Consider the following 16,771-nt stretch of genomic DNA (forward strand, 5'->3'; position numbering starts at 1 on the left):
CTCCCGGTGCTCATTGGACGGCCTTCGCCGTGCGCGCCTCGATCCAGGCGCGGACCGCCGACGCGGTCGTCTCCGCGTGGTCCCGCATCATCGTCAGGTGATCACCGGGGACGTCCACGACGTCCTGCGCCGATGGCCAGGACGCGCGCCAGTCGTCCGAGTCCGCGGCGGCGGCCATCGCGGGCGTGGGCCGCAGGGCGCGCACGAGGAGCGTGGGCGTGGTGAGCGGCTCGGGGTCCCAGCCGAGGAAGATCCGGTTGTAGGCTCCCAGGGCGGCCAGGGCGCTGTCGTCGTCCCCGGTGAAGACGGGCTGTCCGGTCTCCTGCGGCGGGGGAGCGGCCAGGGACAGCAGCCAGTCCTTGCCGCTGTTGCCGGGCGTGATGTGGTACGTGTCCAGCAGGACCAGACCGGACGGCGCCCGGCCCATGCGCTCCAGCCGGTGGGCCACGAGGTGCGCCACATTGCCGCCCGCGCACCGTCCTACGATCACGAAGGGCCCGGCGCCGACGTGCCGCAGCACGTTCTCGGCCTGCGTGCGCGCCAGCGCGGCGCGGTCCTCCGGCACGGCGGCCCCGGCGCCGATACCGGGATGCGGGAACTCCAGGATCTCCAGGTCGTCCTGGAAGGCGCGGTGGAAGCGAGGGAAGTCCCCGCCGCCCGACGTGAGCGAGGGACAGTAGGCCGGGACGTAGACGATCGTCGGCCTTCCGGAGCCGGGGCGGCCGGGGGAGCGGCGGATCGGGGGCAGCGCGTGCGCGCGGCCCTGCGCGGCCGTGAAGGTGGGCAGCGCCCAGGACGCGGTGACGAGCAGGTGCATCGCCGCCAGCGGGTGCCCGGCGGCACGGACCTTCCGGAACAGCGAGGACAGGGTGTGGGCAGGGCGCTCGGCCTCGGTGGTGCCGGGGGCGGCTGCGGCGGCCGGGTCCGTGGTCTCGGAAGCGGCTACGGCGGCAGCCGGGACATCGGGCAGCAGGCCGAGCAGGTGGCGTGCCAGGTCCTCGGCCGTGCGGTGCTCGAACACCACCGCCACCGGCAGCCGGAGCCCCAGCGCCATGCTCATCCGGTTGCGGATCTGCACCGCGGTCAGGGAGTCGAATCCCAGCTCGGTGAGGGACTTGCCGGCCGGCAGCGCGTCGGCGTGCGGGTAGCCCAGTACCGCCGCCACGTCGGCCCGCAGCAGTTCCACGAGCGCTGCCTGCCGGTCGCTCGCGGGCAGCGGGTCCAGCCGCGCCCGCCAGGCTCCCGGCTCCAGCATCTGCCCGGTAGCACCAACTGAGCCGGACGCGGTCGGCCGCTTCGGACGGACGATGCCGCGCAACGGCGGTGGCAACTGCCCCCCGTGGGACCGGAGTACGGCCCGGTCCAGCAGGACCGGCGCCAGCACCGGCTCGGTGGTGCGCACCGCGGCGTCGAACAGGGCCAGGCCCTGCCGCGTGGACAGCGGCACGAGCACGTCCCGCGACTGCCCCGCCGCCATGCCGCCGGCCTGCTCCCACGGGCCCCACGCCAGCGAGAGGGCCGGCAGCCCTTCGGCGGCGCGCCGCCGGGCGAGGGCGTCGAGGAAGGAGTTGGCGGCCGCGTAGTTGCCCTGGCCCGCCCGGCCCAGCAGACCGGAGACGGAGGAGAACAGGACGAACGCCGAAAGCCCCATGTCCCGGGTCAGTTCGTGCAGGTTCCAGGCCGCGTCGGCCTTCGGCCGCAGCACGGCGGCCATCCGCTCGGGGGTCAGCGAGTCCAGCACCCCGTCGTCGAGCACCCCGGCGGCGTGCACCACGGCCGCCAACGGCGGCTCGCAGCGCCGGACCACCTCGGCCAGCGCGGCACGGTCGGCCGCGTCACAGGCCACGATGCCGACCCGCGCCCCCAACTCCTCCAGTTCGCCGCGCAGTTCCTCGGCCCCGGGCGCCTCCGGCCCACGGCGTGCGGTCAGCAGCAGATGCCGTACGCCGTGTTCGGCGACCAGATGACGGGCCAGTGCGGCGCCCAGCGCGCCGGTGCCCCCGGTGATGAGCACCGTGCCGCCCGCCCCGAAGGAAGCCCCGGCGTCGGCGACATCGCGGACCGCGGCCAGCCCGGGGGCCGTCACCTGCCCGTCCCGCACCCGCAGTTGTGACTCGCCGGTGGCGACGGCCGCGGGCAGCATCCGCAGCGACTCGGGCCGCCCGTCCACATCGACCAGGACGACTCGACCGGGCAGCTCGGACTGGGCCGTACGCACCAGGCCCCAGACCGCCGCCCCCGCCAGATCCGGCACCGGCGCGGTGGCGTCCCGCGTCACCACCACCAGCCGTGAGCCCGCCGCACCGGGATCGTCCTGGAGGTCCTGAAGCGTCGCGAGCACCCTGCCGGTCAGCTCGCGCACGGCGACCAGTGGATCGGAGTCCGTCGCGCGGGCCACGGCGGTGACGGCGACGAACTCCGGCTTCCCGGCGCCGGGCAGGACCGCGGCAAGGCCGAGCTCGTCCGGCCCGCGCACCGCCCAGGCGCGCTCGTTGACGTCGCCGGAAAGGTCGAGGGCGGCCCATTCGGGGCGCAGCAGGGCACGTCGTACGACGTCACCCGACGCGTCATTCGTCATGTCGGCCCGGACGGCCGGGAGTTCCCTGGTGGTCAGGGAGCCCACGTGGGCCACCAGCCGGCCGGCCGGGTCGGTGAGGGTGAGCGCGACCGTGTCCGTGCCGGTCCGCGTCACCCGGACCCGCAGGTGGGTGGCTCCGGAGGCGTACAGGCGCACTCCGCTCCATGCGAACGGCACCCGGATCGCGCCCCCGTCGGCGGGCGCGGCGAGCAGCGGCGCGTGCGACGCGGCGTCGAACAGGGCCGGGTGGAGCCCGAAGCGGCCCGCTTCGGAGGTCTGCGGCGCGGGCAGCCTGACCTCGGCGAAGACGTCCTCGCCGCGTCGCCATACAGCGCCGACTCCCTGGAAGGCGGGCCCGTACGCGAGTCCGGCGTCGGCGAGGGCGGCGTACGCCCCGGTGAGATCCACGGCCTCGGCGTCCTGGGGCGGCCACGGGGCCGGCTCGTCCTCGGCCGCAGGGATCCGGCCCAGCTGCCCGGAGGCGTTCCGGATCCACGGGACCTCCTCGGCGGACTCCTCCGGCCGGGAGTAGATGTCCACCGGCCGCCGGCCCGAGTCGTCCCGCGCGCCCACCACCACCTGGACACGCACCCCGGCCGCACCGGGCAGGGCCAGCGGCGACAGCATCACCAGTTCGTCGACCGCGCCGCAGCCCACCGCGTCGCCCGCCCGCACGGCCATCTCCACGAACATCGTCGCCGGCACGATCACCCGCCCGGCGACGACATGGTCCGCGAGCCACGGATGCGCCCCGAGGGACAACAGCCCGGTCAGCACGATCCGGTCGGTGTCCGGCACCGGGAAGGCCGGGCCCAGCAGCGCCTGGGTACCGGCCGCCGGGCGCGCTTCGTCGAGCCAGTACCGCTGCCGCTGGAAGGCGTACGTCGGCAGGTCCACCCGTCGCGCGCCGGAACGCGCGTACACCGCCGGCCAGTCGACGGCGGCCCCGGCCACGTGCAGCCGCGCCACGGCCGACAGGAGCGTCTCAGCCTCGTCCGTACCGCCCCGCGTGGCCACGGTGAGCACGGTGCCGCTCGCGGCCGCATCGCCCAGACAGTCGGCGGCCGCCGCGGTGAGCACGGGCCCCGGGCCGAGTTCCAGGCAGGCCGGGACTCCGTCGTCCGCGAGCCGCCGCACGGCGTCGGCGAAGCGCACGGGCAGCCGGGCGTGCCGTGCCCAGTACTCGGGGGAACACAGGTCCGCAGGCTCGGCGGGGCGGCCCGTCACGGTGGAGACGATCGGGATGCGCGGCGGCCGGAAGGTCAATTCCCCGGCGACGCGCCGGAACTCGTCGAGCATCGGCTCCACCAGGGGCGAGTGGAAGGCGTGAGCCACCCGCAGCCGCACGGCCCTGCGGCCGTCCGCCTCGAAGCCGGCCGCGACCGCGAGCACCGCTTTCTCCGCGCCCGAGACCACCACCGAGCGGGGCCCGTTGACGGATGCGATCGACACCGGCGCGCCCAACTCGACCAGCACCGCGAGGACTTCCTCCTCGGTAGCGTCCAGCGCCACCATCGCCCCGCCGACGGGCAACGCCTGCATCAGCCGGCCGCGCGCGGCGACGAGTGCCGCGGCATCGGGCAGATCGAGCACGCCGGCGACATGCGCGGCCGCCAGCTCGCCGACGGAGTGGCCCACCAGGCGGTCGGCTCGCACGCCCCAGGACTCCAGCAGCCGGAACAGGGCCACCTCGAAGGCGAACAGCCCGGCCTGGGTGAAGTCCGTACGGTCCAGCAGAGCCGCTTCCGGTGAGCCCGGCTCGGCGGACAGCACCGGGCTCAGGGGCTGGGGGAGACGGTCGTCCAAGTGCCGGCAGACCTCGTCGAAGGCCGCTGCGAAGACGGGGAAGGGGGCGCGCAGCCCGGCGCCCATCCGGGGGCGCTGGGCGCCTTGCCCGGTGAACAGGAAGGCCGTACGGATCTCCGGGTCCGCCACCCCTCGCACGACCCCCGGTGCGTTCCGGCCCGAGGCGAGCGCGCGCAGCCTCTCCAGCATGCGGGTCCGGTCACCGCTCGGCACGAGGGCCCGATGGGCGAGGGCGCCGCGCGACACGGCCAGCGAGCAGCCGATGTCGGCGGGCCGCAGGCCCGGCCTCTTCGACACCTCGGCCGCGAGCCGTCGGGCCTGCGCGCGCAGGGCGGTCTCGTCGGCGGCGGAGAGCAGCCACGGAACGGGCAGGGCCGAGGCCGGCTCCGGGGAAGCAGCCGTCTCGGGCGGCGCCTCTTCCAGGATCACGTGCGCGTTGGTCCCGCCGATCCCGAAGGCCGAGACGCCCGCACGCCGCGGTCGGCCCGCGGCCGGCCAGGGCCGCGGGGCGGTCAGCAGTTCCACCCGGCCCGAGGACCAGTCGACGTGCGGTGAGGGCGAGTCGGCGTGCAGGGTCCGGGGCAGTTCGCCGTGCCGCATGGCCTGCACCATCTTGATGACGCCGGCGACTCCGGCCGCTGCCTGGGTGTGCCCGAGGTTGGACTTGACCGACCCGAGCCACAGCGGCTGCTCGCGGCCCTGCCCGTACGTGCTCAGCAGGCCCTGCGCCTCGATGGGGTCGCCCAGCCTGGTGCCCGTGCCGTGGGCCTCCACCGCGTCCACGTCACCGGCGCGCAGGCCCGCGTCCGCCAGCGCCTGCCTGATCAGCCGCTGCTGGGCGGGGCCGTGGGGCGCGGTGAGCCCGTTGGACGCGCCGTCGGAGTTGACGGCGGAGCCGCGCAGCACGGCCAGGACCGGATGGCCGTTGCGCCGCGCGTCGGACAACCGCTCCAGCAGCACGAGTCCCACGCCCTCGCCCCAGGCCGTGCCGTCGGCCGCCGCCGAGAACGGCCTGCAGCGTCCGTCCGGTGACAGCCCGCGCTGCCGGCTGAAGACGAGGAACGGCTTGGGCGTCGCCATCACCGTGACGCCGCCGGCCAGCGCCAGTGCGCACTCGCCCGAGCGCAGCGCCCGCGCCGCCCAGTGCAGGGCCACCAGGGAGGACGAGCACGCGGTGTCGACCGTGACGGCGGGACCGCGCAGACCGTACACGTACGAGAGCCGACCGGAGGCCACACTGCCCGTCGAGCCCAGGCCCAGGTGCGCCTCCAGCTCGTGGGGGCGGGTGAGGCGGGTGGCGTAGTCGCCGTACATCACGCCGACGAACACGCCGGTGTCGCTCTCGCGCACCGACGCCGGGTCGATCCCGGCCCGCTCCCACACCTCCCAGGACGTCTCCAGCAGCAGCCGCTGCTGCGGATCCATCGCGAGCGCCTCACGCGGCGAGATGCCGAACAGCCCCGCGTCGAACTCCGCGGCCCGGTGCAGGAATCCGCCGTGCCGCGTGTACGACGTGCCGATCGTGTCGGGGTCCGGGTCGTACAGGGCGTCGAGGTCCCAGCCGCGGTCGGCCGGGAACTCCGAGACGGCGTCCCGCCCCTGCGACACCAACTCCCAGAGATCCTCGGGGGAGTCGACGTCACCCGGATAGCGGCAGGCCATGGCGACGATCACGACGGGATCGTCCTCGGGAGACCGGACCTGCCCGCCGCTCGGCCGTGGGCCGCCCGCGGGCTCCGCCTCGAAGAGCGCGACGCGCAGGAACCGGGCCACCTCCTCCGGCGTCGGATGGTCGAAGACCAGCGTCGACGGCAGGCTCAGCCCGGTCAGCGCACCGAGCCGGTCCACCAGCTCGACCGCGCCGACGGACGTCATGCCGAGATCGGCGAAGGGACTGTCCGCGCCGGGCGGAGCGTCCGGAGCGAGCCGGCACACCTCGGCCGTCTCGGCGAGCACCGACGCGCGTAACGCGCGCTGCCGGTCGTCGGGGGAGAGGGACGCGAGCCGCTCGCGCAGGGCGGCGGGCGCGGTGCCGGCCGGGCCGGAGGCGGCCGGAACTGGGACGGAGGCGGTCGGAGCCGCGAGAGAGGCGGTCGGTGCCGCGAGAGAGGCGGCCGGAGCCGCTGCGGAGGCGGTCGGCACCGGGACGGCCAGCTCGTGCCGGGCGATCTTGCCGGAGGCGGTGCGCGGCACGGCGGCGATCTCCCGGATTTCGGCCGGCACCTTGTAGTCGGCCAGGAGGGTCCGGCACTCGGCGAGCACCCGCCGGGCGTCCACCCCGTCCGGACCCGGTACGACGTACGCCACCGGCACCTCGCCGAGCACGTCGTGCGGCACGCCCACGACCACGGCGTCGGACACGCCGGGACACCGCAGCAGGGCCTGCTCGATCTCCGTCGGGTGGATGTTCTCGCCGCCCCGGATGATCAGCTCACTGACCCGGCCGGTGAGTGTCAGATGGCCGTGCTCGACGCGGCGGCCGAGGTCCCCGGTGCGGTACCAGCCGTCCCGCAGCGCGGCGGCCGTCGCCTCGGGCTGCTCGTGGTAGCCGGTCATCAGGCCCGGCGAGCGCACCCAGACCTCGCCCTCGGCGCCGTCCGGGACGTCCTCGCCGCTCCCCGGATCGACGATCCGTACGTCGACGCCCGGGACGGGCGGACCGCAGGAACCCTCGACCCGGGTCCCTGGGGGACGGTTGGCCGTGATCATGCCGCAGGTCTCGGTGCTGCCGTAGGCGTCGAGCAGCGGTGCGCCCAGGGTCTCCTCCACGGCCGCGCGCAGCGCGGGACCACTCGGCGCACCCGCCACGACGCACATCCGCAGCGCCGGCGGGGCGTCACCGGCCGCGTCGACCAGCCGGTGGTACGTCGCGGGCACGCCGGCCAGCATGGTGAAGGGACCGCCGAGTCCCTCGTACGCCGTGAGCAGTTCCCGCCGCAGACCGCCCGGCGCCGGGAACTCCCCGGCGATCCGGGCGCTCGCGCCCACGGCCGTCACGCCCAGGATCGCCAGCGAGTGGCTGAAGCTGTGGAACAGCGGAAGCGGCCACAGCAGCCGGTCCTCGCAGGAGAGACCGAAGAGCGGGGCGTAGCAGGCGGCCACGGACCACAGCGCGGCCCGCTGCGTGGACAGCACGCCCTTGGGCCGGCTGGTGGTGCCGGAGGTGTAGAGCATCCAGGCCGGATCGTCGAGGTCGAGCGTGTCGATCTGGGCGGCCCCGTCGCTCCCGGTCCCGTCGCTCTCGGCCGCTCGCTCGAACAGCTGAACGCCCTCCGGGACGGGTCCGGTCCCGGCGACCAGGACGCCCAGGCGGTCGTACGGCGGTCCCAGGCGCCGCAGTTGTGCCAGGCGCGGGGCGTCGGTGATGACGAAGGCGGCGCCGCTGTCCAGGAGGAAGTGGACCAGCTCGGCGTCGGAGGACCGCGGATCGAGCGGGACCCCGACCATCCCGGCCCGCAGCACGGCGAGGCAGCTCTCCACCGTCTCCACCCGGTTGCCGAGGCAGATCGCGACGCGGTCGCCGCGGCGGAGTCCCGTCCGGGTGAGGTACGCCGCCAGCCCGCGTGTGCGGCGCTCCAGCTCGCCGTAGGTCACGCCGCGCGAGGAGTCGGCGTACGCGACCCGTTCCGGCGCCGACTCGGCGTGCCCCTTCAACAGTCCCGCCACCGGCCGGACCAACTCGTCACGCACCATGTCCCCCCGTCCTCCAAGTCCCTCACGGCACAGCGGAGTTGAGCCTACGCGGATCCGGCGCGCCGCCCCGGTGCCGCCCGGGGCCTGGCGGCCGCGTGCCCGGCTCGTGAGACACCGGTGAAAACCCTGTGGAAGCGGTGTCCGCGGGGGCGTTTATGCTGCACCGGACGATCACGCGGGACCAGGGGAGGGCGCGGCATGTTCGGCAAGCTGTTCGGCAGGGGTGCGGAGAGACCGGTGGCGGATCCGCACGCCCTTCCCGTGCCGCGCAGGCAGAAGAACGGGACGTACACGCTGCGCGCACTCGGCGACACGCGGGTGCTCGCGCTGGTGGAGGCGGCCGACGCGGGGGACTGGGAGGCGGTCAAGGAGGCGCTGGCCCCCTTCGATCTCGGCCGCGACCACCAGGTCCTGGCCGAACTCGCCGACCTCGACGGCGTGCAGGACTGGATCGGCCGGGCCGTCGAGGAGGACAAGGAGCACCGGGCGACGGCCCTGCTGATATCCGGGACGCGCCACATCAGCTGGGGCTGGGAGGCGCGCACCGCCGCGCGTGCCGTGAACGTCACGCAGGAGCAGTGGCGGGTCTTCCACGAGCGGCTCCAGATCGCCGAGGAGCAGCTGCTCGAGGCCGCCGAGTTGCGGCCGGAGTGGGTCACGCCGTGGCGCCGCCTCCTCACCTCCGGCCGCGGCATGTCGCTGGGCCGCGCCGTCAACGAGACCCGGCTCGACGCCGCCCTGCGCCGCGATCCGCTGGACCTGGAGACCCATGTCGAGTGGGTGTCGCAGTTGCAGCCCCGGTGGGGCGGCGAACCGGGGCAGGCCCTGGCGTTCGCCCAGGCGGCGTTCGCCCGCGCCCCGGAGGGCCACCGCCTCGGCTGTGTGATCGCCATGGCGTACATCGAGGAGTGGGTCGAGGCGGACCGCGGGGACTACCTCGAAACCGACGAGATCCGGGCGCAGTTGCGGGAGGCGGCGGACTACAGCATCCTCCACCCGGCCTATGTGTGGCGCCCGGGCTGGCAGCAGGACTTCAACATGTTCGCCATGGCCCTGTCCCTGGCCGATGAGCGCCACACCGTCCGGCGCGTCTTCCAAACGCTGGACGGCGCCTACACCAAGTGGCCCTGGACCTACTTCGGGGACCCCGAGAAGCAGTTCGCACGCGCCCACCGCCGGGCCTGAGCGCCATCGCCTGAGCGGCCAGCGCCCGAGCACCCGAGCCCTCCCCGTCGCCCCTCCCTCCCAGCCCCGGACTGCCCGATGACTCTGCCCGACACCGCCGTGAACCCGGCCGGCGCCGACCGCACCTTCCAGGTGGATCTGCGCGGCCTCGTCGACCTCCTCTCCCACCACCTCTACTCCAGCCCCCGCGTCTACCTGCGCGAACTGATGCAGAACGCCGTGGACGCGCTGACCGCCCGCCGCGCCCTCGAACCGGCCGCCCCCGCCGACGCCTTCGGCGTCCGCCTGTACGCCGACGGCTCGGTGGTCCGCGTGGAGGACGACGGCGTCGGTCTCACCGAGGCCGATGTCCACAGCTTCCTCGCCACGATCGGCCGCAGCAGCAAGCGTGCCGACCGGATCGCCGAGCAGCGCGGCGACTTCATCGGCCAGTTCGGCATCGGCCTGCTCTCCTGCTTCCTGGTCGCGGACGAGATCCACGTCCTGAGCCGCTCCGCCCGCACCCCGGACGCGCCCGCCGTGGAGTGGCGGGGGCGCGGCGACGGCAGCTACACCGTCCGCACCCTGCCCGGCTCCGCCCGCCCCCGGCCCGGCACCACCGTCACGCTGACACCGCGCGCCGACGCGGGCGAGTGGACCCGCCCGGCGCAGGTGCACGCGCTGGCCCGCCACTTCGGCTCCCTGCTGCGCCACCCGGTGACCTTCGACGACGGCACGGCCAGCTGCGATGCCCCAGGCGCGTCCGTCAACCCCGAGCCCGCCCCCTGGGCGCGCACCTACCCCACCCCGGGCGCCCGTTCCCGCGCCCTCGCCGCCTACGGCGAGGAGGTCTTCGGGTTCACGCCGCTGGACACCATCGAGCTGGACCTGCCGGCCGTTGGCCTCAAGGGCATCGCGTGCGTGCTGCCCGAGACGGTGCCGGCCGGGCGCCGCCACGGCCACCGCGTGCACGTCAAGGGCATGCTGCTGTCCGAGCAGGCCGAGGAGATCCTGCCCGACTGGGCGTTCTTCGTCCGCTGCGTCGTCGACGCCGAGAGCCTGCGCCCGACGGCGTCCCGGGAGTCCCTGTACGAGGACGACACCCTCGCCGCCGTCCGCGACGCCCTCGCCGAGCGGCTGCGCGCCTGGATCGCCCGGGCCGCCGCCAGCGACCCGGACCTGCTCCACCGCTTCCTCCAGGCCCACCACCTGGCCGTGAAGTCCCTCGCCGTGCACGACGACGAGATCCTGCGGATGCTGCTGCCCTGGCTGCCGTTCGAGACCACCGACGGGCACTGCACCCTCGACGAGTTCGCGCGCACCCACCGCACCGTGCTGGTGACGTCGACCGTGGAGGAGTTCCGCCAGGTCGCGGCGATCGCCTCGGCCGCCGGACTCGGCGTCGTCAACGGCGGCTACACCTACGACCGCGAACTGGTCCACCGCCTGCCCGAGGTCAGGCCCGAGACCGCCGTCGCCGACCTCGACCCGGCGACCCTCACCGCCCACCTCGACCCCGTCGACCGCGAGACGGAACTCGCCGCCGCGGCCTACCTCGCCCAGGCCCGCGACGCCCTCGCCGTCTTCGACTGCGACGTCGCGCTGCGCACCTTCCAGCCCGCCTCCGCCCCCGCCCTCCTCGTCGACAGCCGCGAGGCCCGGCACGAGCGCACCCGCTCCCAGCTCGCCCGCGAGCAGGAGGGCGGCCTGTGGGGCGACATCCTCGGCGCCCTGCGCCAGGAGGCCCCGCGGGCCCAGCTGATCCTCAACCAGCTCAACCCGCTGGTGCGCACCGCCGTCACCATCGACGAGCCCGAGCTGGCCCGCACCAGCGCCGAAGCCCTCTACGGACAGGCCGCGATGCTGTCCCGCCGCCCGCTGAGGCCCGCCGAGTCGAGCCTCATCAACCGCTCCTTCCTCGACCTCCTCGCCCACGCCCTCCGCAAGGACAGCTGACGATGCCGACGACCGCACCCCAGACCATCGACGAGCTGTACCAGGCGCTCCAGGAGAACCAACAGCGCCCCTACGGCCGCGCCCGCACCGTCATCGCCGAGGAACTCGTCGACGCCGCCGAGCAGTTCGCGCAGCCCCTGCCGCTCGTCCGCACGCTCCTCGAACTCCAGGAGGCGTACACCTACGGCTCCGAACCCCGCAAGTCGCCCGTCGTCTTCGCGCGCCTGCTCACCCTCTTCGACGAGCAGCCCGACGTCTTCACCGAGAATCTGCGGCACCTGCTGTTCTGGCGGTTCAAGTGGGTGGCCAACGCCCTGCGCCAGCTGCCCGAGATACCGCTGCCCAGCCTGCGCCAGTGGCTGACGGAGATGCGCGACCGCTACGAGAAGGAGGGGCTCGGCCTCCAGCCCTACTACGGGCAGGCGTACCAGCTCGCCGCCCACGTCGGGGAGGACACCACCCTCGCCTACGAGCTGTGGGCGGGCCGCACCCGCACCCGGCTCAGCGACTGCGAGGCGTGCGAGACCTGCCAGCGGGCCCTGTACCACCTCGCGGCGGGCGACGACGAGCGGGCGCTGCGCGCCTGGGAGCCCGTCCTGGCCGGCCAGGAGTCCTGCCAGGAGGAGCCGGCCCGTTCCGTCTCGTACGCGCTGCTGCCCCTGCTGCGCACCGGCCGCACCGACCGGGCGCGCGAACTGCACCTCGCCGGCTACCGCGGCTGCCGCCGCAACCCGTCGATGTCCGGGGAGGTCGGCCGGCACCTGGAATTCTGCGCGCTGACCGGCAACGAGGCACGCGGCCTGGAACTGCTCGCCGAGAACCGGAGCCTGTTCGACGAGGTCGACTCGCCGCTGGACCAGCTCGACTTCCTCACCGGCGTGGAGGTCCTCCTCCAGCGCGTCGAGGGGCTCGGCCACGGCGAACTGCCCGCCGCCGGATACGCGGGCCGCACCTGGACGGCGGCCGCCCTGCGCGCCGAGGTGCAGGGCCGCGCCGACGACCTCGCCGCCCGCTTCGACGCCCGCAACGGCACCACCGCCCACACCGACCGCCGCCGGGCCCGCCTCGACCGCGCCCCGCTCCTGGACACGCTGGAGCTGACCCTGCGCCCCCGCGCACTCGACGACGTCGCCCCGGCCGCCCCGGTCGCCGCGCCCGCCGCCCGCACGGCCACCGCCGTCCCCGAGTCGCTGCCCGAACTCATCGTTCGTACAAGGGAGTTGGAGGAGCAGGGGCATCCGGACGCACGGGCCTGCTGGGCGCGGCTGCGCACGCTCGTCACCGCCCGCGGCTACACCCACCCCGACGACCCGGCCGTCGGCCCGCTCGTGCAACTGCGCGCGGACCTGCTGGCCGACGAGGCGAGCCGGGCGGGCGACAGGGACGAGTTCGCCGACTGCGCCGCCCTCTACGAGGAGGCCGCGGCCCTGTACGACGACGCCGGCCTGCCCGGTCATGCCGCGGTCGCCCGCGCCGGCGCCCTGTTCGCCACCGCCGAAATCCCCGCCGAGGGCCCCGCCGGGGACGCGGAGCGGGCCGAGGCGAGGGCCGCCGCGCTGACCGCCGCCCACGCTGCCATGGTCCGCCTGCAGGAGGAGACGCCCGGCCTCGCTCCGCAGCAGGAGTCCCGCCTGCTGCGGATGCGGGCGACCGTGCTCGGCCTGCGCCTGCAGACCTCGGGGAGCGAGGAGCACGCCGCCGCGGCCTTCGCCGAGGTGGACCTGCTGCACGCCTTCGCCACCCGGCACGACATCGCCGGGCAGATCTCCGGCGCCCTGCTGCTGCGGGCCGGCGCATACGCCATCTCCGGCGACCTGCCGACCGCCGTCACCGAGATCGACGCCCTCCTCGACCGGCTGAACACGCACGGCCCCGCCTGGCACCTGCCCCGTACGCTCGGCCTGCGCGCCCGGCTCCAGCTCGGCCTCCGGGACGCGCAGGCCGCGCACGCGAACCTGACCGAGGCCCTGCGGCTGGCCGCCGACTGGCCGGCCGGCACGGTCGGCACCGCCCGCCTCCACGGCGAACTCGCCGAGGTCTGCATGCACCTGGGCCGCCCCGACGAGGCACTGCGGCACCTGACACGCTCGGCGGAGCTGGACCTTCGCCACGGCAGCCGCACGGACGCGTACTGCGCCTACAGCAACGCGGCCCAGCTCAGCCTCGACCTGGGCCGCGTCGAGGACAGCATCGCCCTGCTCGACTCCCTGCTGGCCGAACCGGACGTCACCGCCGGAGAGCTGGACGACCGGCTCGTCGCCCAGCTGCGCCTGACCCGCGCCCGGGCGCTGCACGCGGGGGAGGACCTCAAGGCCGCCACGGCCGAGTTCGTCGCCCTCGCGGCCGAGTCGGCCGGCTGGGACGACGACCCGGGCAGCCACGCCATGATCGCCGCCGAGACGGCCGTACTCCTCGGCGAGTCCGGCGAGTTCGGCCGCGCCCGCGAGGCCGCGGACCAGGCGCTCGCCGCCCACGCCCGGGAACCGCGCTACGAGCACCTGAGCAACTCCCTGCGGGAACTCGCCCGCCTCCAGGCGCAGCAGCAGGGGCCCGACGGACTGGCCGGCGCCCGCGCCTACCTCGCCGACGCGGCCCGGATCGCGGACGAGGCGCGCGCCGCCGGGTACGAGGCCCGCGGCCGCTCCCTCGACACAGCCCTGGCCTACGAGCACGGGCGGGTCAACGCTTACGCGGGCGCGTACGAGGACGCCCTGGCCGCCCTGGACCAGGCCCTCGCCCTGCTCGGCGAGCCGGGACCGGACCAGGACCATGCCGGGGAGTGGGCCGAGTGCGTCCGCCTCGCGGGTGCCGTGCAGGGCATCTACCTGGAGCGCCCCGACCCCGCCCTCACCCGCCTCGACGCGGCGGTCTCCCGCCTGACCGCCCTGGGCCACACCGAGGAGACCGAGCCGCTGGTCTCCCTGGCGGCCCGGCTGCGCGACGAGGAGTGACACGGCGACCGGCCCCGCGCCGCCGCCCGGAACTGCCGAACGGGGGACGGCGCCGGGGCCGTGTGGCGAGGACGAGGTCGCACGGGAAGGTTCACGGGGCAACCGGACAGGGAGCAGCCGTAACGACAAGGGAGCGTCCGCCATGGGAACCGCCGTCCACGTCCCGCAGACCCGGGACATGATCGGGGACGAGCTCTCCGGAGACGAGGCGTTCACCGCCCTGCGCCACTACGGGGGGCTGCGGCTGCTGGCCGACTCCTTCACCCGGTTCCGTTACGCGGACGGCTTCACCAACGCGCGGGCCCTCGCCTTCCAGGTGGTGGTCGGGCTGGTTCCGTGCACCGTGGCGCTGGTCGGGCTGGCCACGTCGGTGCACACGGAGGGCGTGGGCCGGGTCATCGAGCTGACGCTCGGCCGGATCGTGCCGGGGGCCAGCGCGGAGATCGTCGAGGACGCCTTCGAGGGGACGCGGCGCACCGCCCACGGCGACGTCTGGGGCACGCTCGCCCTGTGGCTGGGCCTGGGCTTCGCGCTGCTGAACCTCGCCTCGGCCATGGGCCAGATCGAGCGCGGCGCCAACCGTATCTACGGCATCGAGCGCGACCGTCCCTTCCCGCGCAAGTACACGCGGGCGATCGTCCTCGCGCTCGCCGCCGGTCTGCCCCTGGTGCTGGGCTTCGTCGTGCTCGTCGCCGGCGAGGCCGTGGGCGACGCGGTGGCGGACACCGCCGGCTGGCGGGGCGGCGCGCAGTGGTGGGGTGCGCTCGACATCCCCGTGGGGCTCGCACTGGCCTGGGTGGCCTCCGCCGTGATCTTCCGCTGGTCGCCCCGTCGCGTGCAGCCCGGCTACACCTGGCTGGCCTTCGGCTCGGCCGTGCACCTGCTGCTGTGGGTTGCGGCCACCTGGCTGCTCGCGCTGTACGTCGAGGAGAGCGGTGCCTTCGGCGCCGTGTACGGGCCGCTCACCGCCTTCATCGCCCTGCTGCTGTGGGCCAACCTCACCGCCGTCGCGCTCTTCCTCGGCATCGCGTTCGCCGCCCAGCTGGAGGCGGCCCGTGCCGGCATCGCATCAGCGGTCCAGCCGGACCCCGGCCCGGGTGCGTGAAAGCGTCCCCGCAGTGTCCCCGGGCCGACCCGGCACGCCGGTACACGGCCGGGCGGATCCGGCTCCGCGACGGGCGGCCCGGGCCCGCCGTCGTGAGTACGCGTACTCAGTCGGGCAGGTGCGCCTACCCATCCGGGCGGCGGGCCGTGATGAGAGGGTCTTCTCATGTCCACCTCAACGTCCGCCCGGCGTGCGCCTCTCGCCGCCGCGGCCCTGGTCCTCGTCGCGGGTCTCACCCTCACCGCCTGCGGTGAGCTGCGCGCCCGGGACGCGACGGCCGGAGCCGCTCCCAGCGCCTCCGGCGCGTCCTCGCCCAGTGCCGCGGGAGCCTCGCCGTACGTGGAGCCCGGGGCCGGAGACGGGGCCCCGCACTACAACGAGAACAACGCCCACCGGCGACCCGGCGAGATGTCCCCCGCCCATGCGGAGGACGCCGAGCGCGAGGCCGACCGCATCAGGCCGGTGCTCAAGCGGCTGTGGGAGCGCCACCAGTGGGACCCCGCGTCGGTGCGGACGGCCCTGCTCCGGCTCGGCTACGAGGAGGAGCGCGTCAGCAAGGACGGCAAGCGGCTCGGCGGGACGCTCACCGTCACGGCGATGGACTCGCGCTACCAGGACGGCGGTTACGTCACGCCGGAGGGGGCGATGGTCGGCTTGCGCGTCCATGACGACGCCTGTGTCATGGCGTTCGTGCAGAAGTCGAACTTCGAGGCGCGGGCCAACGGCCCGTACCTGGAGACCGGCTGCTTCCCACCGCCCTTCGCCCACTGAGCCCCGGGCCACCGGACCTCACCCGTCCGTACGTGCAGTGGACCGCCGCTCACGGCCGGGGGTCGGTGCGGTGCCGGCGCGGGCGGGCATCGGGGCCGCGGCGTCCGGCGACCGAGGCGCAGCGCGGGCACTGGCGGCGCACCCGGTGTCCGGCCCGACCCAGGCGTGCACCTCCCCGGAGGGCAGGCGGCGCCGGCCCTCCTCCTCGTCGGTCCACCGGCCGGACGCCGCGACGGCGTACTGCCTGACGCGTGCCATGCGCGTTCCGCCGCTCAGCCGGCCGCGTGGTCCACGCGCAGCCGCACCTGCTCCTCCAGGCGCCTCAGGCTGGTGTCCAGGGCGTCGCCGACGGCCTGCTCGCCGGGGTCGTGGCTGTCGTCGAAGAACGACAGGTGCACCGTCACCTCACTGGCTCCGCTGCCGACGCCGGCGACCTGGAGCCAGCCTGCGTAGCCGCCCTGGTCGCGGGTGCCCCATTCGAGCCGCATCTGCTCGCGCCGGGCACGCAGCAGAGCGGAGGTGTCCTCGTCGGTGCGGTCCTCGTGCACGGTGACGGCGGGCAGGTCCTCGGCCCGCACGTGCAGGGCGTCCGGCAGCCAGCTGTCCAGCCGGCCGACGTTCGCCGCCTCGTCGAAGACCTGCTCGGGCTGTGCGGGCATCGTCCGTGAACGTTCGTACTCGGTCATCGCGCCACCGGCCTCCCTCGGGGTCGGACAGCGCACCGCGTTCCCGGTCTGACTGACCCTA

7 protein-coding genes and 1 pseudogene are annotated in these 16,771 nt (G+C 75.1%); 5 read left to right on the forward strand and 3 right to left on the reverse strand.

Annotated elements, in window-relative coordinates:
* Nucleotides 1–10: 10 nt before the first annotated feature.
* Nucleotides 11–8,077 (reverse strand): type I polyketide synthase, encoded by an 8,067-nt coding sequence (locus tag IE255_RS34435; protein ID WP_190054342.1) that lies wholly within the window; start codon nt 8,075–8,077, stop codon nt 11–13.
* A 198-nt stretch (nt 8,078–8,275) separates the two neighbouring features.
* Here IE255_RS34435 and IE255_RS34440 point away from each other — a divergent pair, with 198 nt between their 5' ends.
* The 5 genes from IE255_RS34440 (at nt 8,276) to IE255_RS34460 (ending at nt 16,024) form a co-directional block, all read left to right on the forward strand.
* Nucleotides 8,276–9,262, forward strand: a complete 987-nt coding sequence (locus tag IE255_RS34440; RefSeq protein ID WP_190054343.1) for a hypothetical protein — start codon at nt 8,276–8,278, stop codon at nt 9,260–9,262.
* A gap of 78 nt (nt 9,263–9,340) precedes the next feature.
* Entirely contained in the window at nt 9,341–11,197 is a 1,857-nt protein-coding gene (locus IE255_RS34445; protein WP_190054344.1) for an HSP90 family protein, read from the forward strand.
* 2 nt (nt 11,198–11,199) lie between these two features.
* Nucleotides 11,200–14,148, forward strand: coding sequence for a hypothetical protein (locus IE255_RS34450; protein WP_190054345.1), 2,949 nt, complete (start codon nt 11,200–11,202; stop codon nt 14,146–14,148).
* A gap of 142 nt (nt 14,149–14,290) precedes the next feature.
* Nucleotides 14,291–15,253 carry a YihY/virulence factor BrkB family protein gene (locus IE255_RS34455; RefSeq protein ID WP_190054346.1) on the forward strand — a complete coding sequence of 321 codons (963 nt, stop codon included), beginning with the start codon at nt 14,291–14,293 and terminating at the stop codon, nt 15,251–15,253.
* Between the two features lie 165 nt (nt 15,254–15,418).
* Complete coding sequence (locus IE255_RS34460; RefSeq protein WP_190054347.1) at nt 15,419–16,024, forward strand: hypothetical protein; 606 nt, start codon at nt 15,419–15,421, stop codon at nt 16,022–16,024.
* A gap of 49 nt (nt 16,025–16,073) precedes the next feature.
* On the opposite strand, the pseudogene IE255_RS34465 reads toward IE255_RS34460, so the two are convergent.
* A pseudogene (locus IE255_RS34465) lies at nt 16,074–16,282 on the reverse strand (hypothetical protein).
* Between the two features lie 14 nt (nt 16,283–16,296).
* The gene (locus IE255_RS34470) at nt 16,297–16,710 is read right to left on the reverse strand and encodes an SRPBCC family protein (RefSeq protein ID WP_190054348.1); all 414 of its coding nucleotides are present in this window, start codon (nt 16,708–16,710) and stop codon (nt 16,297–16,299) included.
* Nucleotides 16,711–16,771: the final 61 nt, after the last annotated feature.

The sequence above is a fragment of the Streptomyces lomondensis genome (assembly GCF_014651035.1).
Taxonomy (GTDB): domain Bacteria; phylum Actinomycetota; class Actinomycetes; order Streptomycetales; family Streptomycetaceae; genus Streptomyces; species Streptomyces lomondensis.